Origin of the sequence: Paenibacillus hunanensis (genome assembly GCF_034055775.1) — a bacterium.
GTDB classification, from domain to species: Bacteria; Bacillota; Bacilli; order Paenibacillales; family Paenibacillaceae; genus Saccharibacillus; species Saccharibacillus hunanensis.
In genome coordinates, this window is record NZ_CP139194.1 from 5,443,943 (window position 1) to 5,463,116 (window position 19,174).

General features: G+C 48.9%; 16 protein-coding genes and 2 riboswitches. Of the genes, 7 read left to right on the forward strand and 9 right to left on the reverse strand.

Annotated elements, in window-relative coordinates; translation table 11 throughout:
• Positions 1-71 precede the first annotated feature (71 nt).
• A riboswitch (cyclic di-AMP (ydaO/yuaA leader) is annotated at positions 72-243 on the reverse strand.
• 396 nt (positions 244-639) lie between these two features.
• A complete protein-coding gene (locus SK066_RS22145) occupies positions 640-1,131 on the forward strand; it encodes a hypothetical protein (protein ID WP_320543039.1) in 492 nt (163 codons plus the stop codon).
• A gap of 287 nt (positions 1,132-1,418) precedes the next feature.
• On the forward strand, positions 1,419-2,075 hold the full coding sequence (locus SK066_RS22150; RefSeq protein WP_320543040.1) for a universal stress protein: 657 nt from the start codon (positions 1,419-1,421) through the stop codon (positions 2,073-2,075).
• A gap of 153 nt (positions 2,076-2,228) precedes the next feature.
• On the opposite strand, the gene SK066_RS22155 is transcribed toward SK066_RS22150, so the two are convergent.
• Together SK066_RS22155 and SK066_RS22160 are read right to left on the reverse strand one after the other, a co-directional pair.
• Positions 2,229-2,744, reverse strand: a complete 516-nt coding sequence (locus SK066_RS22155) for a hypothetical protein (RefSeq protein ID WP_320543041.1) — start codon at positions 2,742-2,744, stop codon at positions 2,229-2,231.
• A 256-nt stretch (positions 2,745-3,000) separates the two neighbouring features.
• On the reverse strand, positions 3,001-4,797 hold the full coding sequence (locus tag SK066_RS22160) for a DUF4153 domain-containing protein (RefSeq protein ID WP_320543042.1): 1,797 nt from the start codon (positions 4,795-4,797) through the stop codon (positions 3,001-3,003).
• A 121-nt stretch (positions 4,798-4,918) separates the two neighbouring features.
• Here SK066_RS22160 and SK066_RS22165 point away from each other — a divergent pair, with 121 nt between their 5' ends.
• Both SK066_RS22165 and SK066_RS22170 read left to right on the forward strand, forming a co-directional pair.
• Positions 4,919-6,718 carry an ABC transporter substrate-binding protein gene (locus tag SK066_RS22165; RefSeq protein ID WP_320543043.1) on the forward strand — a complete coding sequence of 600 codons (1,800 nt, stop codon included), beginning with the start codon at positions 4,919-4,921 and terminating at the stop codon, positions 6,716-6,718.
• A 443-nt stretch (positions 6,719-7,161) separates the two neighbouring features.
• Complete coding sequence (locus SK066_RS22170; RefSeq protein WP_320543044.1) at positions 7,162-7,500, forward strand: general stress protein; 339 nt, start codon at positions 7,162-7,164, stop codon at positions 7,498-7,500.
• 508 nt (positions 7,501-8,008) lie between these two features.
• On the opposite strand, the gene SK066_RS22175 is transcribed toward SK066_RS22170, so the two are convergent.
• From SK066_RS22175 to SK066_RS22205, 7 genes are all read right to left on the reverse strand, one after another.
• Positions 8,009-9,010 carry an asparaginase gene (locus tag SK066_RS22175; RefSeq protein ID WP_320543045.1) on the reverse strand — a complete coding sequence of 334 codons (1,002 nt, stop codon included), beginning with the start codon at positions 9,008-9,010 and terminating at the stop codon, positions 8,009-8,011.
• Between the two features lie 305 nt (positions 9,011-9,315).
• A complete protein-coding gene (locus tag SK066_RS22180) occupies positions 9,316-10,665 on the reverse strand; it encodes a nucleobase:cation symporter-2 family protein (RefSeq protein ID WP_320543046.1) in 1,350 nt (449 codons plus the stop codon).
• Positions 10,665-11,285 carry a xanthine phosphoribosyltransferase gene (locus tag SK066_RS22185; protein WP_320543047.1) on the reverse strand — a complete coding sequence of 207 codons (621 nt, stop codon included), beginning with the start codon at positions 11,283-11,285 and terminating at the stop codon, positions 10,665-10,667. The genes SK066_RS22180 and SK066_RS22185 overlap by 1 nt, the downstream gene beginning before the upstream one ends.
• Positions 11,286-11,481: 196 nt before the next feature.
• Positions 11,482-11,586: riboswitch (purine riboswitch) on the reverse strand.
• A 161-nt stretch (positions 11,587-11,747) separates the two neighbouring features.
• Positions 11,748-12,629 carry a DMT family transporter gene (locus SK066_RS22190; RefSeq protein WP_320543048.1) on the reverse strand — a complete coding sequence of 294 codons (882 nt, stop codon included), beginning with the start codon at positions 12,627-12,629 and terminating at the stop codon, positions 11,748-11,750.
• Between the two features lie 314 nt (positions 12,630-12,943).
• Positions 12,944-13,876, reverse strand: coding sequence for a dihydroorotate dehydrogenase (locus SK066_RS22195; RefSeq protein WP_320543049.1), 933 nt, complete (start codon positions 13,874-13,876; stop codon positions 12,944-12,946).
• A complete protein-coding gene (locus SK066_RS22200; protein ID WP_320543050.1) occupies positions 13,857-14,810 on the reverse strand; it encodes an iron-sulfur cluster-binding protein in 954 nt (317 codons plus the stop codon). Before SK066_RS22200 ends, SK066_RS22195 begins: the two co-directional genes overlap by 20 nt.
• 237 nt (positions 14,811-15,047) lie before the next feature.
• A complete protein-coding gene (locus SK066_RS22205; protein ID WP_320543051.1) occupies positions 15,048-16,088 on the reverse strand; it encodes a YdcF family protein in 1,041 nt (346 codons plus the stop codon).
• Between the two features lie 316 nt (positions 16,089-16,404).
• Between SK066_RS22205 and SK066_RS22210 the strand changes: the two genes are divergently transcribed.
• The 3 genes from SK066_RS22210 (at position 16,405) to SK066_RS22220 (ending at position 18,932) form a co-directional block, all read left to right on the forward strand.
• Positions 16,405-16,785 (forward strand): YxeA family protein, encoded by a 381-nt coding sequence (locus SK066_RS22210; RefSeq protein ID WP_320543052.1) that lies wholly within the window; start codon positions 16,405-16,407, stop codon positions 16,783-16,785.
• A 414-nt stretch (positions 16,786-17,199) separates the two neighbouring features.
• On the forward strand, positions 17,200-17,913 hold the full coding sequence (locus tag SK066_RS22215; protein ID WP_320543053.1) for a response regulator transcription factor: 714 nt from the start codon (positions 17,200-17,202) through the stop codon (positions 17,911-17,913).
• Positions 17,910-18,932 carry a sensor histidine kinase gene (locus tag SK066_RS22220; RefSeq protein WP_320543054.1) on the forward strand — a complete coding sequence of 341 codons (1,023 nt, stop codon included), beginning with the start codon at positions 17,910-17,912 and terminating at the stop codon, positions 18,930-18,932. Before SK066_RS22215 ends, SK066_RS22220 begins: the two co-directional genes overlap by 4 nt.
• Positions 18,933-19,174: the final 242 nt, after the last annotated feature.

Below are 19,174 nucleotides of genomic sequence, written 5' to 3' on the forward strand. Positions count from 1 at the left end.
GTTTTCTCGCCAGCTTCTCAGGCATTCCGCACGCAGACATAGCTGCGCTTACCGGATGTCATGATCATTGTCGCCTCTCTTATATTCAGCTTACGAGGTTAGCTGACGGATTCGGAAGTAAGAGTCTCCCTACAGATAGCAGTCGATCTTAATGGATCGCTGCGATACCGATTCACCCCTGAACAGTCTGTGATGGCTGTTCGCTGGTTCCCCCGCTCCCCGGCTACAGAGCGTCTTCTCTGCGGCTCGGACATTAAGCTGGTTACGGCGCCAATATAGATGTCGTACACCGTAATTTATGAACTTGAGACGAATCATACTCCCCTGTTCAGGCAAAGTAAAGACGAGCGGTTTCGCATTTGGTGTCAATTTGATCATTTCACAGGACAAAATGATCGTTTACCTTCTATTTTCGCTTATTTACACATTATTATTCACGTATACTAGCTTTTTGTATAAAGTAAAGCAAAACCGAGCATTATCGAACTAATGGCATGAATAAAGGGAATGAATCCGATTACATGCATAGCAGCTGACTTAAATGACGGTCTATAGACTTTATCTGGCATTTACGTTGCCTGCAAAATGCCCTATGATGGCTGACAACTAAACCTCACATTCAAAGGAGTGTATGTACGTATGTTATCTGCTGTTGCCACCCTGATTCAGCCTACGGTTGATTCGCAGCTCGTTCCGGTTCATGCTCGTGTTCAGCGGATGGAGCTATTTGTATATGATCAGGCGAAGCTCGCATTGCCAGAATCTTGTCGTCCGCTACATTGTGGCTTGCTGCGCCTATCCGGTGGCGGAGCTACAGGCTGGGCAGAGTTTGAGTTTTCGGATGGATCGGCGCATCTGGATCTAATCAAGTGGGGGCAAGTGTTCCGTCGTCTCAAGCACGTGGAAGCAGCAGAAGCCAGAATCCTTATTCACCAATACGAATCCCTATGGGGCTTCACACGCACCCATCTGGCAGCAGAAGCACTCACCGCATGGCACAAAGCGCTGTCGGAAGGTGTCTCAGGGGCAGAATCAGGTATAGAGGCTTCATCTTATATGACAGGATGGACAGGATTACCGACTGAACGGGAATTTCTCAGCTATTATTGTCAGTCTTATTATTCTTTTTGAGCCATGCTGGTTAAGTGTCTATAAAGGGCGACTGGCAGCAAGCAAATAGATATTTATATCATTGTGGGCATCAGCTATCTGTATATTAACGCATGTTCAAAGTCTGTACTGGCATCTTGTATTTTTTCTATGGCGATGTTGCTGCGCGTTGCCTGCCCGGCCTATTGTACATGCAGGAGAGCTACTATGAAGCAGTAACTATGGAGTGAGCTCAGACAAGCGAGACATGAGTCAATGATGGTGCCGGAGAAGCCTCTATCAAGGATTAAAGGAGCGTTGTTATTGCAATGAGCGGAGAGAAAATTATGGTTGGTGTTCATTACAGTCTGAATGGGGAGCGCTTGATTCGGCGTGGTATTCGCCTGGCGCAATTGCTGAATGCGCCGCTGATCGTACTCAGCGTACTGAGCGAGCCCGTCAGTGAGCTGGATATGAATATGCAGCAGTACTACAATGCATGGAAAAAGCTGACCGAAGAAGCAGGCGGTACATTCATCGTGAAGCTAAATGAAGATCGCGAGCTGGCAGAGGTCATTGCTGATGTCGCGCACCAGCATGAGGTCACGCAAATCATTATCGGGCAATCGGTTCGTTCCTTCTGGGAAGAGATTACACGCGGCTCATTCGTGAACGATCTGCTGGAGCATCTGGGCGCTATCGATCTGCACATCGTTGCTGTCCAGCGTATGAAGGCGAATCTAGAGGAAACGCATGAGGATGGTGTCGAGGTTGATGTGATTCGCACGCCAAAGGGCTACCAGATTCGCTACGAGACCGACCAGCCGATTATTGCGGAGGGTGTATTTTTCAAGGAAATGCATACGGATTTTGAAAATGGATTGCTCAAGCTGCATATTGATGGCGAATATCAGTATTTGAAGGTGCGTAAAGGGCTGATCGTTGAGACCGAACCGCTGGAGCGTATGCTGGAAAAGAGTACGTAGAATGAGGTATACAGGCTGTGTGCTTTGTACATGTATACATTCGCACATCTAGCACTATGTTTCAGGTGTATCCGTTTAGGTGCACGTCAGATTACGCGAATCCCGTACACGGATAAAGCCGTAACTGTAGCATAAAATAAACAAGCCGCCCCGTTACCATAACGGGCGGCTTGTTCTGTCTAAAAAGTGATGTGGTTTCATCGCATCAGTGGTGAAGTCGGCTATGATGGGCGCGGCTTCACGATTCCAATCCCCTGCTAAGCACATCCATGACGGATACGTGAATCCCTCCATACGATACTCCATAACGGTGACAACTGCGAGCATCTCCCCTTCCCATAACCAGAAGCGGCTTCCCTGCTCTACTGTATCCAGCGAACCATCATCCGGTAGCCATATACTGCCGATCGTATCCCACTGCTCGGGGTGTCGACTGGCAATATATAAGCGTACTTCATGCTCATTGATGGTAGTAGAGGCTTTTGCCGATCCGCGCGGGTGATTAGTGAATGACGTATCGCATCCGTTCGCTATCGCACTATTATTCGCTTGCCCTGTCCATGTCTTCTCATTCGTTAGTTGCTGCCTCAGCCCGGTCGTACTAAACCACTGCTGATACGGAAGCTGTGCCGGGTCAAGCTCCCACTGTAAATGTACAGGTATGATCATCCTTGCTCACTCCTTCAATAGAATAGGGACAGAATATACAATACAGATCAAAAAATCTGTTGATTAAATTATGCTATGTCGGTCGATCACTGTTGGTATATGGCTATCGATGTATCGCTTGTTGATAAATTGCTAGTGGATGTATGGCTAATTAAAATCGGTTATTGGTATATGTTGTAGCTTATAGATAGTGATCCATCCTAATGGCAGGTTCAAGCAGTCCTAATTCTGCTTATTCTTTCTGCGCCAGACCCCATCAGCGAAGCTCGCGCGCAGCACGGTACGTCGCCCAGTTAAATGCCTGCCAGCTGCGATCCTGCTCCAATAGATACTGCTTGCTCTCACGCAAACGCGGAGCCAGCCCAAGCTCAGGATGTTTCTCGGCGAATGTCAGCAATAGTGGCACTGCCTCTGCCGACAATCCGAGTAGATACTCCTGATCCAGCTCACCACTCTGGGCGTAGCGCTCTATATTGCGCTCAGCAATCCAGCTTTCCATTCCTGTATAGTTCAGTACGACATAGGCACTCAATCCGACAACTAAAAAGCATTTATACAGAGGCAAGCGGCTGAAGCGAATACGCAAGCCTGCCAGCACCAGTAGCACACCCAGAAACAGCATGAATACATGTACCAGAAAACGAGTCATCGTATAGCCATACGCCTGCTCATACAGCACCAGCCGTGTAAAGGCAGAGCCCAGCATCACTGCCGAACACATGACAAGAATAGCTAATAACCAGCGATTGATATTCATCAGCAGCGGACTACCGGCCGCACTCTTGTACAGTACAGATAATAACAAGGTGAAGTTGATCGCCGTCACAATGACCAGCTCGCCAAACCCACTGCGAGCATACTCCGCATATGTGCTTCCATCTGGTAATCTCCCCTGTCCAGCACCAAACAAATATGAAAACTGCAACCATACGAATAGCATATATACGATATTAACGAGCACCAATACGGTTGAGGCGACAAGTGGGTCAATTCGTAAGGGACGCATCGGCTCGATTGGAGGATTCCATTTCATTGCGGGCACTTGATCGTTAGGCGCAATCGACGGTTTAGGCTGGAACTGTTGCTCATGTGCTCGCTGTTCAGGCTGTACGCTAGCCCCTTCAACCGGAGCCTTTATGGATTCATCGCAGATAGTAGTAGATTCTTTTTTATCTGTGGTCGATATAGGCGTGATACGCGTTGCATCTGTCGTTACCATTGTAGATGCTGTTGGTATTGTGGCATGTGTCGGAGTCGCTGTATTCGCAGGTACTGCTCCATTTACCGAGAATGCCGATCGTACTGTCTGATCAGCAGCTTCCTTTTCCGATAGATATCGTCCACTCCGCGGATCACGTCGTAATGGACGAACGAATCCCCATAAATAAGCGAACAGCACCAGCATCATCACACCGATCCAAGCGATACGGAATAAAGCAGGGCCAGGTGTAATATCGGCGAACCAGGATGGCAAGCTCGATAACAATTCATCAAACATACGATCTGCCGAAGTCAGCAGCAGTAGTACGATAATCAAGAGCGGAGCTGCTGTCAGCACACCGATCAGGATACGTCCCAGTGTGCGTCTGCGCTCCTGCTCCATTCGCCGAGCAAGCTGGTGATACAGCATGCGAAACGGAGTCGGCATATGGGCAAACATATGCACCAGCAACTGCTCAATGGTCGCCCATACTAATGCCGGGCTGCTCCATTGCGGGCGGCGTTCACTCAGCATGTAGGTCGTATGCATCAGGATCAAAACAGGTACAGCCAGTATATTCAGCGCATAAAATAATGGATTCGTAAATAAAGCATACGTTAGTGACAATAAGACAATGGCTGTCATCAATAATCGACTAATTGCCGAGCCCTGCCGCAACCGATCGCCTGCGTACGTGTACATATATAAGTAAAATAAAATGACAAATACCGGATAAGACACACCAATCGCATGTTCATAAAATAAATACTGATGAATGACCGCCAGCACAAGCGCGGTTAGTAGCGCAATCCATGCACGCTGTGGAGCAACAATCAGCTTTTGATACATCATGGAACCTCCCCGTTTGAGCTTCTACTCTGTCGTACACGTCTTATTTTAGGTATTAAAATAAGAAAATAAATAGAAGAATTGAATGAATTAATTTCGTATTTTAGGAAAGGAAGAGATGCGGATGAAGCTACATCGCCAATTTCTACTACTGCACGGACAATATGCTGATCCAGAAGGACGCTGGGTCACACTGGACGAGATCGCAACGGTACTGGAACGAACGCATCGTAGTGCACTGAATATTATTGGCAATATGCGCAAAGCTGGCTGGATCGACTGGCAAGCTCAGCGTGGTCGCGGCAAGCGCTCATTACTGCGCTTTCTGGTGACAGCGGAGCAGATTGCGCTGGAATCAATGATGCAGACGATTCGGCGTGGAGATATTCGCACGAGTATTGAGCAGATTCGTGAGCAGGCGCGGTCACCAGAACTGGATGATCAGCTCCAGCAATGGCTGCTGACGTATTTTGGACCGCATTCGGAGATTCGGCAGGATCGGCAAGTTGACCAGCTACGTCTACCGATTCGACAGCAGATTCATACTGTCGATCCGCTATACATGAACCTGCTGGCAGAATCATTCGTTTCCAGTCATATTTTCGATGGATTGGTGCGTAAGGAAAGTGAGAGCGGTCGGATTGTGCCTCATCTTGCCCACGCCTGGGAAACGGATGCAGCGCGCACGCAGTGGACATTTTATCTGCGTAAGGATGTGCTATTTCATCACGGGCAAACGCTGACCGCGGACGATGTGGTGTATACGTTTGAGCGTTTAATGCAAAGCTCGCGCCCTGCGTTGTATCGTTTTATTTTCCAGCAAATCGCTTCGGTGCAGGCGCTGCATACCGGAGCCGTCGTGATTCGATTGCGCCAGCCATGTGAGCTCTTCCTTCCCTTTCTCTGCACCAGCCGTGCCGGGATTGTGCCGGAGGGCTTGAACCGTACGGGGGAAGAGGAATTTGGGCATCGTCCCAGCGGTACCGGGCCTTTTCGCCTGGTGGAACGGGATCAGGATCGGGTGGTGTTGGAGGCGTTCAAGCCTTATTTTCACGGCAGACCACATCTAGATCGTGCGGAGATTATTCATATTCCGTGGCGTGTACATCGTACAGAGAATGATGGGCGTGGTCGCAGTGAAAGTGAGACGGCTTCACCGTTTCAAGTTATTCCAGGGCCGATCGAAGGTGGACAGGATCAAAGCTGGAGCCAGTTACCTTCGCCAGTATCTGTACGGAAATTCATCACGTTTAATACGCAAAAGCCCGGCTTGCTTCAGCAGCCGGAGGTACGACGTCATATTTGTCAGTGCTTGCAGACCGAGACAGATGGAGACAACCAAAGACACTTGTCGGGAACCGATAATGAGGCTGCTCTAACGCCAGCCGCCGTGCAGCAGCAAGCGTCTGCGCTCATAACAGCGGCTAGCAACGAGCCTACCGATAGTGAACGGTCACTTCGTATTTTAACGATTCCGCAATATCGGCGAGATGCCGCGAAAATCGCTGATCGTCTGCGACAGGCTGGATATACATGCGAGGTGCGTTCTGTTCCGATCGAGCAGTTTAAGGGCGATGTGCGGATGCAATCTGATCTGCTCGTCTTCTCCCTCATTCGAGATCAGGATGAGCAGCTACGCTTATTCGATCTGTATCAGACGATGGCCGGGCATGTCGAGCCCCATGTGACGACAGATATTACGTATCGGCTACAGGATATATTGCGACAACCTGATGCTAGCGTACGACAAATGCTATTCAACGAGATCGAACAGCGACTAGTGCAGGGCTACCAGCTTCATGTGTTATACGAAAAGCCTGTACAGACGACTTATCTGCCCAGCGTACGCGGCATTACCTTCAACAGTCAGGGTTGGGTCGACCTGCGTCATATCTGGCTGCCGCCAGGCGATTCATCGATTTAAAGGCAATCCTCCAGACATGTCTTTCATCTGGCGCATTTGAAGTGACATGCTCTGTAGAACGGTGTTCATATTACTCTGAAAAGTATTCCTATCTTCTAGTGAAACGCTCTGGAACGAACGAGCTCTATGTCCCACGATGCAGTTCGCAATCGTTCGGGAAGGTATAAAGACGTACCAGACATTCAGCAAAGATAGTTCCTTTTTTGTGCCGAGCCAGTTGCCAAATCGATGCAGGAGCAGGGTAATAACATAGGGTGTGCATACGCCATTGTTTTCATCGCATGTGAGTTATCGGCATTCCGAAAATAGAAGAAATCAAATGTCATAAAACAATATTTTTATTTTTTAGATGTTTATTCTATTTTTGGAAGGGTAATAACATATCGTGACGCTAACACGGCGCACCGAGACCAAGAAAAATTCTTATGAGGAGTGAATAGAAAATGGCAAACAACAACAGTAATAACAACAATGGCAAGATGAGCAGAGAAGAAGCTGGTCGCCTGGGTGGAGAAGCCACTTCTAAAAATCACGACAAAGAATTTTATCAGGAAATCGGTCAGAAGGGCGGACAATCCACGTCCGACTCTCATGACAAAGAGTTCTATCAAGAAATCGGGCAAAAGGGCGGCGAAGCTACATCCGAGTCCCACGGTAAAGAGTTCTATCAAGAGATCGGCAGCGAAGGCGGCAAAGCGCGCAGCGACTCTGATGGTATGAGCCGCGAGGAAGCAGGACGTAAGGGCGGTCAGGCACGTTCCAATAATAATAACAAAGACTGATCCGCATCTTCCCGCGCTGGGAAGCGCTGTGAGCGTAAGTCATCCATCGTATTCACTTTCGGGAGTGCGTAACGGATGAACGTGAAAAAGGAGAATTCCACATTGGAGTTCTCCTTTTTTGCATGCGCTGCTTTGCGATATCGAATGTGGTTAGCTCAAGCGCGCTTTGTTGGGAATCATCCAAGCTAAACAATTAGATTGATTTGTCTAAATAACTTGAATGCCAATGAATGATTAAAAATATAATCACCTACATCACAAACAAATATAAATTACCAGAAAGCAATCTAATTTTGTTGAAAAATGAAGCTAAAAATTCAATTTACCACCAATAAAAAATGTCATAATACAAGTTATCTAGCAACAAAAAATCACCTGAATCGATTGTGTTTCTACCGATTCAGGTGATGAATATAGCTACGATCTCTCATTCTATACTACTCGACTGGTGATAGCTGTTCGCTTTCATGCCAGTTCATGTATTGAAATAGCTTTTACAGTATTCCTTTTATGAATGAGGAAGCGTGATCTCGTCGACATAGTTGGTTGCCATCATACGTGCTACCTGTGCAGGATCGGAGGTTTGTCCGAGCACCCACATCATTTTGGTGGTCAGTGCTTCGGTCGTCATGTCATAGCATGGAATAACACCCTTCTCCAGTGCGCGCTGACCGACCTCGTAGATCGTCAGATCGCCGCCTTCGTACAGACATTGCGTGGTGACGACAATGCTAACACCTTTCTGAACCAGCTCCTCAATCTTATCGATCAGATTGATCTCCTTAAACGGTACACCGCCCATGCCGAAGCCTTCGACAATGATGCCGCGGTAGCCGAGCTTATGGACAGCATCGAAAATATCCGGGCGCATCCCTGGAATTAGCTTGATCAGGAACACATCTGGCGAATATCCATCATTGTATACATGCCCTTCACGCTGACGAGTCTGCGGAATATCGTTGTACACGATTCCCTCATCCTCCAGATAGCCGATATATGGGTGATTGATGCTTTCGAACGCATCATAGCTTTTCGTTTTAACCTTGGACGCGCGGGCGCCGTTGATGATTTTGCCATTGAATACGACGAATACGCCAGTCAGCTCGCTGGATGCAGTGCGGAACGCATCCTTGATGTTTTTACGAGAATCGCTATACTCCGCCAGTACAGAAACCTGTGAGCCGGTAATCACGACTGGCTTGTTCAGATCCCCCAGCATAAAACTTAGTGCGGACGCAGTGTATGCCATCGTGTCGGTGCCGTGTGCAATTACAATGCCATCATAGCCGGGTAGCTGCTCATGCACCGTGCGTGCGATCGTCACCCATTCCTCTGGCTGAATGTTCGTGCTATCCACACTCATCAGATTCATCGCAGCGATATTGCAAATGCCTGCTAGCTCTGGCACAGCAGCTACGATATTTTCCGCCGATTGCGTTGGTGTCAATCCATGACCTTCTGCTGAAGAAGAAATCGTACCGCCTGTATTAATAAACAAAATATTTTTCATCGCCCGTCTTCCCTCCGTATCGTATGCCTGACAACAATTTAATGTAACACTTTTAGGTGATAGTGTAAATTGCTACGGTTGTAGAAATGATGCGCTTGATCCTATACCACTATGTGAAGTGATAATCGCATCACTCGTTCATTTTGTACAGTCACTAGTATACATTTCATTGCTTCGTATAATTTGAATAAGCAATTACTATGATTCTGGATTTTTGGATTTCGGTTAAAGCATATCATCAAAAAACGCATCATGCAGATCGTTAGACCTGCCGATGCGTTTGGAGCTTGTGTACTACTATCGTTTTACTGCTTTGCTCCTACCGTTACGGTAGCACTCTCGCCTGCATCCATCCCTAGCCCGGATACAGAACCGTCTTCATTTTCCGTCTCCACAGTACGCTTATCTGATAGCAGTAGATTGAGCACAACGGCGGTAACAGAGCCCGTCACAATGCCGTTTTGCAGCAATGGTTGTAGGAAGCTTGGCATCTGTCCAAAGATCGCTGGCAAAACGGCTGAGCCAACGCCAACAGCGATGCTGCATGCGACGATCATCAGATTACGATCATTGCGCAGATTCACCTCTGCGAGAATGGACATACCGGAAGCTGCAACAGAGCCGAACATGACGATCATCGCGCCACCCAGCACTGCACTTGGAATGACAGTTGTGAGTGCTGCCAGCTTAGGCAGCAGTCCGAGTACGACCATGATCCCACCTGCGGCGAAGATGACATTGCGTGTTTTGACACGAGTGAGCGAGATCAAGCCGACATTTTGCGAAAAGGCAGTATACGGGAATGCATTGAAAATACCGCCCAGCATAATCGCCAGACCTTCCGAGCGCAGACCGCTCACGATGCGGCGCTGCTCGACCTTTTGCTCGGTCGCCTTGCCTACGGCGATATACACGCCTGTCGATTCCACCATACTGACAATATTCACGATAATCATCGTCGCAATCGCCACCCAGCTAAACTGCGGTGTGCCAAAATAAAACGGCTGAGCCACGCGCAGCCAGGAGGCTTCACCGACCGATCCGAAATGCACCATGCCCATCATATACGCCAGCACCGTACCGACAGCCAAACCAATCAGCACAGAGATCGAACGCAGGAAGCCTGTAGCAAAACGATTTACGAGTAAAATAACGACCAGCGTTACGAGCGCTAGCAGCAGATTATGCAGCGCACCGAAGTCCGCACTGCCCTGACCACCAGCTACATTGTTCATCGCTACCGGAATCAAGGATAGACCGATGATCGTTACGACAGAGCCGGTTACAATTTTCGGGAAGAAGCGCAGCAGCTTACCATATAAAGGCGCTGCCAGCACCACGAACAGACCGGATATAATAATCGCCCCGTACGCGGTCGGCAGATTACTCGTTGACGCAATCGCAATGATCGGGCCTACCGCGGTAAAGGTACAGCCGAGCACAACCGGCAAGCCGCTACCAAAATAACGTGTGCTCAGCACCTGTAGCAATGTTGCCAGACCGCAGGTGAACATATCGGCTGCGATCAGATACGCAAGCTGCTCTGATGTCAGATGCAGCGCATTCCCGATGATCAGCGGAACGGCAATCGCACCTGCGTACATCGCCATCACATGCTGCAATCCAAGCGCAAATACTTTATGTTTGGCTAGCATTAGACACCCGCTCCTGTTCTGTTCAGGCTAGATGCGATAAGCGGCTGCTCGGGAATGAACTCCACATGCCCGGGTGACATCGCAGAGATACGTGCCAGCGACTGAACCGCTATTCCGCGTTCCTCTAGCAAGCCGCGTCCTTCTTGAAACGTCTTTTCAATCACACAGCCTACACCTACGAGTGTCGCCCCTGCCTGCTCCACAATATCGGCAAGCCCGACAAGCGCCGCGCCTGTTGCCAGAAAATCATCCACGATCAGCACGCGCTCACCCGGTTGTAGGTAATCCTGCACGATCGTTACCTGATACGTTTCTCCGCGTGTGAACGAATGGACGGATGCAGAATAGACCTGGTCGCCCTGCGTGATCGCTTTTTTCTTTTTCGCATAGACAAAGGGCACATTCAGCGCAATGCCTGCTGCCATCGCAAATTGAATACCGCTCGCTTCAATCGTTAATACCTTCGTAATCTGTTCATGCGCGAACAATCGTGCAAACTCCTGTCCAATCGCCACTGCCAGCTGTGTATCCACCTGATGATTCAGAAACGAATCCACCTTGAGCACACGGTCGGATAAAATATTGCCCTCTGCCTGTATGCGTTGTTCTAATACTTTCATTTCGCTTTCCCCCTATATTGTTCTGCATCCTACGGGTAGAACCGGTTTCCAAGTGAAAAAATGCCGTAAAAACAAAAAAGACAGGCTCCTTGAGTCCGTTTACTCAAGTGAAGCCTGTCTGTATAGTTGTTCCAATACAGAATATGCAGCATGCACATTCCTGCCTGCGGCTCGCCCATTTTCGGATCGCACAGCAGTCAGCACGTTCTTCACTCATAGTCGGATAATTGCATTGGTTATCCGGTAGAAACTTCTGGGCCCTATTCCCAAGTATTATATGAGTGTAGCGGTCAGCCAGTCATCGGCTTATTTGCCGTTATATTGCGCCGCTTTATGAAATTATATATGTATACTACACGTATTCATGCTGGCTTTCAAGGCTATTTTTCATATTTTCATAACTGCAAAATGCCCTGTTCCCTGTAGTCGTTGATCTTCTTCTCGTTCATGTACCGATCACGGTCAGGTCATCGCACGCCGCGAACGCAGCTTAATCCCGGTCACCAGCACAACCCCAAGCAGGATGATCAACAAGCCCACCAACATCCCGAGCGACAACGGCTCATCCAGAAACATCCAGCCCCAGACGATGCCGAATACAGGGACGAGAAAGGTTACACTCAGCGTCTTCACCGCACCTACATTAATAATCAGGCGGAAATAGAACAAATAACCGAGCGAGGTGGATAACAGCGCCAGTGCCAGCACCGACCAGACTACTGATACGGAGGGAAGCTGGGACGGCAGGAAAAATAATGCTACAAGCAACAGGAGTAGCCCCGCAGCAAGCTGCTGTCCGATCGCCAGATTAAGCGGCTGTTCTCCCTTGAACTGGCGCGAGGAGTAGATGCCCCCTATTCCATAAAAGAATGCCGCTCCTAACGACATCAACACTGCTCCAATCGTACCTGTGCTGCCTGCATGAGCATTCCAGCTCACGAGCACAATCACGCCCGTTACGCCGAGCAGCAAGCCAGCGATCTTTTTCCCGGTTAGCGGCTCCTTGATCCACACATAGGCGATGATCGCGGTAAATAGCGGAGTCATCGAATTCAAAATAGCTGCCAGCGAAGCATTCATGCTCAATTCCGCACCTGCAATCAGGCAAAATGGAATCGCCGCGTTACAGGCTCCAAGCAGCAAATACTGCTTCCATTTATGTAACAACTGCGGTCTTCTGCGTAATAATAGCGCGTACAGCAGCAAGCCCAGCCCGGCGATCAGCACGCGTAGATCAATCAGCACGAGCGGCCCAAGCACAGGGACGGCCACTCGCATAAATAAAAAGGATGCGCCCCACATCGCCGCTAGCAGTATGAGTGTCAATGTATCTTTTGCCTTCATCTTGTTCGCTCCTTCTTCGCAAATACTTAGATGTATCATCTGTATCCATTATATCGTTTGCGAAAAAGCCATGCCGCCGAAAAACAGGCACAGCATTCGGAGCAAAGGATTCCGTTTACCGCAAGACAGCCATACCAAGACAGCGAAGCGCATAGCTTCAAGCTCTATGCGCTCCGCTGTATATACAGAAGAGAGGTTCATCTGTTCTGTCTGTAGCGTATTTTCTCACTCGAATATACCTGTATATTAACTTTTAATGCCGAATTATGCCTATCTCACTACCCATCTGTTCTGTGCATCTCGTTCATACACGATTACACGATGCCGCGAATTTCTGCCAGTGAAGCTATTCCCTGCGCTCGCATCCACTGCTCCAGACCCTCCACCAGCATCTTACCTGCACGTATATTCACAAAGTTATGCGTCCCCACCTGCACTGCTTCCGCACCAGCCATAATGAATTCGATCGCGTCCTCTACCGAGCTAATCCCACCCATACCAACGACCGGAATCTGCACAGCATGTGCTACCTGATGCACCATCCTCAGTGCAATCGGCTTAATCGCTGGCCCGGACAAACCGGCATAGCCGTTATCAAAATAGCTTCGTCGACGCTGGATATCGATCTTCATAGCGGAGAACGTATTCACGAGCGATACGGCATCTGCGCCCTCATGCTCACACATGAGCGCCATCTCCACAATCTGCTGGGCATTCGGCGACAGCTTCACCATAAGTGGAAGATCGGTCGCAGCACGCACAGCGCGTACAATTGGACGTGCCATCACCGTATCCACACCGAATTGTATGCCGCCCTGCTTCACATTCGGACAGGAGATATTCAGCTCAATCATCTCTACCCCACGTCTGCCTGCGCGTTGACGACGATGATAATCTGCGGTTAGCTGCCTGGCTCCCTCTACATATTCGTCCTCATTCACACCGCCCAGATTGGCGATGACACATGGGCCGAGTGCTGCCATCTCGTCTAGCTCGTCGGCTAGAAAAGCAGCGATACCCGGATTCTCCAGACCCACACTGTTCAGCATACCGGCTGCCGTTTCCTGCACACGGCAGCCCGTATTGCCTACGCGTGACTCCAGCGTTAATCCTTTGCCGCAAATACCGCCAAGCACGCTCACATCATATTGCTGCGCGTATTCTCGTCCAAAGCCGAACGTACCGGATGCCATAATGATCGGATTACGCAAAGTGATGCCGCCGATGCTACAGGTGAGCAAGCTCATCCCAGCACACCTCCTCCGCGCGAAAGACAGGGCCTTCCTGACAGGTACGCCGATTACCGTGACGCGTACGCACGGTACAGGTCAGACAGGCACCCAGTCCGCATGCCATACGACGCTCAATGGATACGTATAATGCAGGGCGCTGGAGCGTACTTATTTTATTTTCTATGTTTATACTTGGAGTGTTCATATTGGAGGTGTTCATGCGTGAAGAATGGATGACTGCCTGCTCGGAGCTAGTCTGTTCCATTTCCGTTGTCGTCCATGCGCTCGCTGTAGCTGAGGAATGATAGCTCATCGACTCTTTGCTCATCCACTCATGATGGATGTGTTGTGGCATGGTATCGATATAGTCACATTGCTCCGCTAACGCTCGTAGCATACCCGCTGGCCCACACGCCATAATGCAGTCATAGCGCCCGGTATTCAGTAGCTCCAGCACACTACGCCGTGCATCATTTATCACTTGTACCTGCTCGCTATGTACAACTGCCTTTTTAAAGGAATCTACAGCAAAGGCAGTACCTGAGTAGCCAAGATATACATCTGCATGTCGATAATGCTGAGCTACCGGAAGCAATGGCGCAACACCCATGCCACCCCCTACCAGCGCAATACGCTTGCCATTAGACTGCGCTACGTCTAATCGCGGAAAGCCTGTCCCGAAAGGGCCTTCCAGCAATACATGCTGTCCAGCTATCTGACGAGACAGCAGCTCGGTTCCGCGTCCATGCACACGATACAGAAAGACGATCCCTTCTTTTCCCCGTTCATGAATACTGAGCGGTCGGGATAATAATGGATAGCTATCTGCGCGATAGCCATCATCACAGCGCACCATATAGAACTGTCCTATCTCTCCGCGGTAATCCCCTGCCACCGTCATCCGAAAAATCCCTGCCGCCAATTGCTCATTGGCTACAATTGTTGCCATCTCCGCTTCCCCCCTTGACCGCTACTTATCATAACAGCCGAGGAGGGCACAAGGTTGTAACTCTTCTCACAATGTAGAGGGTGATCAACAAGTCGATGAGGTATGGGCTCACTACCTAACGAAATAGTGACTGCCTACCACAATAGCGAAGCGCTAACGTTTCCCACTGATTCGAGCATATAGACGTTCGAGTATAGAAATGTTCAAGCATAAGGACGTTTGCCCTCTTCAACCTCATCAGTTTGCCAGCACATACATCACGTCTGGCAGCAGCTCGAATAGCGTCAGCATGCTCAACAAAATAAACAGCATAATCGTCATATGAATCCGTCTATGCATGACCAGCACAGCGATATATTCACGTATAAATGCTCCCGGCAAATAGTACGGTGCGGTCGGCGTACCGATACCATCTCCACGAATCCCGGCAATACGGGCGTAGATACCTGCACGGAACAGATGAAAATTATTCGTTACAAATACACAGCGATACGAGCGCCCGCCCATAATTTCGTCCATGATGATACGGGAAAAGCGCATATTTTGCATCGTATTCACGGAGCGTTCCTCTACGATAATATGATCATCTGGAATCTGGTGCTGGAGCAGATACAGCCTCATCGCTGCTCCTTCCGAGATCGTCTCATCCGAGCCCTGACCACCGGATACGATAAAAAATGGCGCTTGCCCACGCAGCTTCTGCTGGCGATAGAGCTTGATTCCGCCATCCAGTCGGCTGGCAAGCAGTGGCGGCACGCGATCTCGAATCAATCCACTACCAAGCACCACAATAAAGTCCGTCATATAGGTTGGACGATAGCGATTGTATAGAAACGACGATACCAGATAACACACAAACAGGAAGCCAAAATACATCATATATAGCTCCAACAGTAATACCGGTAGCTGGAGCCAGCGAACTGGAGGCACAACCAGCGTTAACACCGGAACAACGACAATCGCAATACCTGCCACTACAGGCAATGTGTTACGTAGCTTCCAGCCTTCTTTTCGCAGCAAAATACGCCCGTTATACACCAATCCTACGCTGATTGCCAGAATCATCACCGGCAATAACGCGATGGCAATAATTAATAGCAGCACACTCGCGTACTGCCAGAATCCATCCGGACTGCGCCACATATACACAGCCAATGCCAGGAGCAGCAATAGCAAGCCACTGGTCAGATAGACACCATTTTGCAATCGCCTTCGATCTGACGCGTGGCTAAACGCAAATAACGCTAGCAATAGCAGCGCCGCACCCAGTATATACATCCTCCATCTCCTCCAGCCCATCATTCGATTATCTATGTATTCTATGTATAGCCTAACCTGACACTTTTGAAAAGAGTTCATCGCCTTACACTAATGTAAGCTTGCCGTAAGCCAAATCGATATCCGCTTTTTCTCAGATCGCATACGATAGAGACATCAACAAAACACCTACATGCTATAACGTGCTCCTGCGAGCCGATCGATATGACTTCACCCATGTAGCCATTACATCCTACTCCCCAACCGGACATGCTTCGGTAGACAGGCTATGCAGAGATCACAACCACCTCTATCAACATTCGAAAGGAAGAATACAATGATGAAAAAATGGATTCTGCTTCTAAGCGCTTTAATCGTTATCGCTACATCTGTCGTTGGTTACGGAGTATATCAGCTCATGCCCGAGCGCAATCGGGTACAATTCAATCCCTTTATCCATGAACAATATTCGTATGTGCAGATCAACAACGCTGGTATCAAAGATGCTACATCTGGAACGGTCGAATACACATTACCCGCATGGCGTGAGGATGGAACCATGCAACAGACGACATTTACTGGAATGAAGAAGCTGCGCTCCGGCGCGTATATCCGCCTCGTTTCCAAGGGCGGCTATATTCTTTCCTACAATGAGGTACAGCCGAATGAATTGCCTGCTACGGTAAGTGCGAAGATAAAAGAAGATACGAAGCAGTAAAAGACAGGAAGCAATAGATGAAGCCCAGCAACAACAACGAAAAAACGAAATGACATGACATACATCAGGAACCGTATAAATAATAAACATTCGTTATTTCATATCGTGTATTCGCGATCGACAAAAGTCGCTGCCCTTTATACGTAACTTAGTAGATTACCCTGTGTTGCCAGCCACGCGGCTCGTGTAAACAGGGTATTTGTTTTGTAGATTCGATAGAAGAATGATGAATAGTGACGCTATTCCCTTCATTTCCTACATGCGTGTCCATGATCACAATTGAGTGTATGATACAAGATATAGAGATACACATCAGCCGAAATACATTTTATTCATTCCAGAGCCTGGGATGATTACACAACTCTCTATTCTGATTTACTCTTTTATCCTTTAGAAGAACAGGAGCCGACAGCTATGCAAACGATTATGATCGTCGAGGATGACTATAAAATTGCCAGTCTACTGCAATCCCATATTGAACGATACGGCTATCGGGTCGTGCTGACGACTGATTTTGAACGGGTGATGGAGCAATTTACCGACATTCAGCCCGATCTGGTACTGCTGGATGTGAATTTGCCAAGCTATGACGGGTATTACTGGTGTCGCCAGATTCGCAATCATTCGATCTGCCCGGTGCTCTTCATTTCTGCACGTGCTGGAGAGATGGATCAGATTATGGCGCTGGAAAATGGTGCGGATGATTATATTACTAAGCCATTTGATTATGGTGTCGTCATGGCGAAGATTCGCAGCCAGCTTCGGCGCGCGTATGGCGAATATGCGACGCGTCAGGAAGAGCGACTGGTGCAAAAGGAAGGGCTCACGCTGTATGTGGAACGCCTGGAGCTGACCCATGGCAATGAGCTGGTGTCCTTAACAAAAAAAGAAGCCGACATTATCGAGAGCCTGCTGGAGCGTTATCCGCGTGTAGCTAGCCGCGAGGCATTACTGGAGAAGCTATGGGATGACCAGACCTTTGTCGATGAAAATACGCTCAACGTCAACATTACCCGTGTCCGCAAGAAGCTACAGGAGCTCGGTCTGGAGCAAGCCGTGGAGACAGTGCGCGGAATTGGCTACCGACTGCATTTACCGGATACGACAGCGGAGCGTGAACGAGTATGAGGCTATTTTTACGAGAGCATAAGCTGTTGATTCTCATGCAGATCGTGGTGTTATTCAGCGTGCTCGGTATTTACTGGCTGGATGGCTATCATCGTCTGCTGCCTGCGCTCTATTCGGTATTTCTTGGAGCCTTTCTAACTGCGGTATATCTAGCGTATCACTATGTAAGCCGTCGTCGCTTTTATGGACTGCTAAGCAAGCCGCTTCAGGTTCCAGAAGATGTGCTGCAACGCGATCTGACACCTATCGGTGAAGCGCTGCAAGAGCTATTACGCGCACAATATCGTTACTATCAGCAGCAGCTCGATCAGAATCGCCATGAACAGCGCGAGCATCTGACCTTTATGGATCAGTGGGTACACCAGATGAAGACACCGTTATCGGTCATTGAGCTCACCGTGCAGCAGGTGGATGAGCCAGAGTTCGCCAGCATCCGTGAGGAAGCCGAGCAGATGCGTGCCAATTTGAATATGGTGCTGTATATGGCGAGACTGCGCAATTTTCAGCAGGACTTCCATGTGAAGCCTGTCTCCCTTTCCCGCCTGATGAGTGAAGTCGTACATGAACACAAGCGTTCCTTTATCCGTAGCGGTGTGTACCCGGATGTGCAAGATGAGTCGGGAGAGCTGATCGTGGAAACGGATGAAAAGTGGCTATTCTTCATGCTGACTCAACTGGTGAACAATGCGGTCAAATACTCATCTGGTAGCGGAAAACGCGTTCATCTCACTACTCGTGTAACAGACAGCAAAGCGATCGTGGAGGTGCGTGATCATGGTGTGGGGATTCCTGCACATGATATTCGGCGTGTGTTTGATCCATTTTTCACGGGCGAGAACGGACGGCATTTCCGCGAATCTACCGGTATGGGACTATACCTCACCCGCGAAGCCGCCCGGCGACTGGATCATGGGCTAGAGATCGAATCTGTACCCGGAGAAGGTACAACCGTACGGATCATCTTTCAATCGTATCAGGTAGGCACGGCTGCGCCAGCGACAGATACTCTAAATGAATAAAAGGCGTTCCTTATAAGCATATATTGCAATCGGCTCGGCAAGGTATGATCAACTCAGAAATGGTTGAACAAACCAAGCACCTCACCCATCGCTAACGAGCCATTTGCATTCCCTGTATGACGCCTACGACCACATTCTATATACATTCTCTTGCACCACATCGATAGTCCCCTTACCAAATGATATACCAGCACCACCCTATCTTTTTTCTTTTAAAAACATGCTCAACATGAAGCCTCCTC

What these genes read in the sequence shown, in the direction of transcription:
- SK066_RS22145 (WP_320543039.1), top strand. Translation starts at nt 640, where the DNA reads ATGTTATCTGCTGTTGCCACCCTGATTCAGCCTACGGTTGATTCGCAG.
- SK066_RS22150 (WP_320543040.1), top strand. Translation starts at nt 1,419, where the DNA reads ATGAGCGGAGAGAAAATTATGGTTGGTGTTCATTACAGTCTGAATGGG.
- SK066_RS22155 (WP_320543041.1), bottom strand. Translation starts at nt 2,744, where the DNA reads ATGATCATACCTGTACATTTACAGTGGGAGCTTGACCCGGCACAGCTT.
- SK066_RS22160 (WP_320543042.1), bottom strand. Translation starts at nt 4,797, where the DNA reads ATGATGTATCAAAAGCTGATTGTTGCTCCACAGCGTGCATGGATTGCG.
- SK066_RS22165 (WP_320543043.1), top strand. Translation starts at nt 4,919, where the DNA reads ATGAAGCTACATCGCCAATTTCTACTACTGCACGGACAATATGCTGAT.
- SK066_RS22170 (WP_320543044.1), top strand. Translation starts at nt 7,162, where the DNA reads ATGGCAAACAACAACAGTAATAACAACAATGGCAAGATGAGCAGAGAA.
- SK066_RS22175 (WP_320543045.1), bottom strand. Translation starts at nt 9,010, where the DNA reads ATGAAAAATATTTTGTTTATTAATACAGGCGGTACGATTTCTTCTTCA.
- SK066_RS22180 (WP_320543046.1), bottom strand. Translation starts at nt 10,665, where the DNA reads ATGCTAGCCAAACATAAAGTATTTGCGCTTGGATTGCAGCATGTGATG.
- SK066_RS22185 (WP_320543047.1), bottom strand. Translation starts at nt 11,285, where the DNA reads ATGAAAGTATTAGAACAACGCATACAGGCAGAGGGCAATATTTTATCC.
- SK066_RS22190 (WP_320543048.1), bottom strand. Translation starts at nt 12,629, where the DNA reads ATGAAGGCAAAAGATACATTGACACTCATACTGCTAGCGGCGATGTGG.
- SK066_RS22195 (WP_320543049.1), bottom strand. Translation starts at nt 13,876, where the DNA reads ATGAGCTTGCTCACCTGTAGCATCGGCGGCATCACTTTGCGTAATCCG.
- SK066_RS22200 (WP_320543050.1), bottom strand. Translation starts at nt 14,810, where the DNA reads ATGGCAACAATTGTAGCCAATGAGCAATTGGCGGCAGGGATTTTTCGG.
- SK066_RS22205 (WP_320543051.1), bottom strand. Translation starts at nt 16,088, where the DNA reads ATGTATATACTGGGTGCGGCGCTGCTATTGCTAGCGTTATTTGCGTTT.
- SK066_RS22210 (WP_320543052.1), top strand. Translation starts at nt 16,405, where the DNA reads ATGATGAAAAAATGGATTCTGCTTCTAAGCGCTTTAATCGTTATCGCT.
- SK066_RS22215 (WP_320543053.1), top strand. Translation starts at nt 17,200, where the DNA reads ATGCAAACGATTATGATCGTCGAGGATGACTATAAAATTGCCAGTCTA.
- SK066_RS22220 (WP_320543054.1), top strand. Translation starts at nt 17,910, where the DNA reads ATGAGGCTATTTTTACGAGAGCATAAGCTGTTGATTCTCATGCAGATC.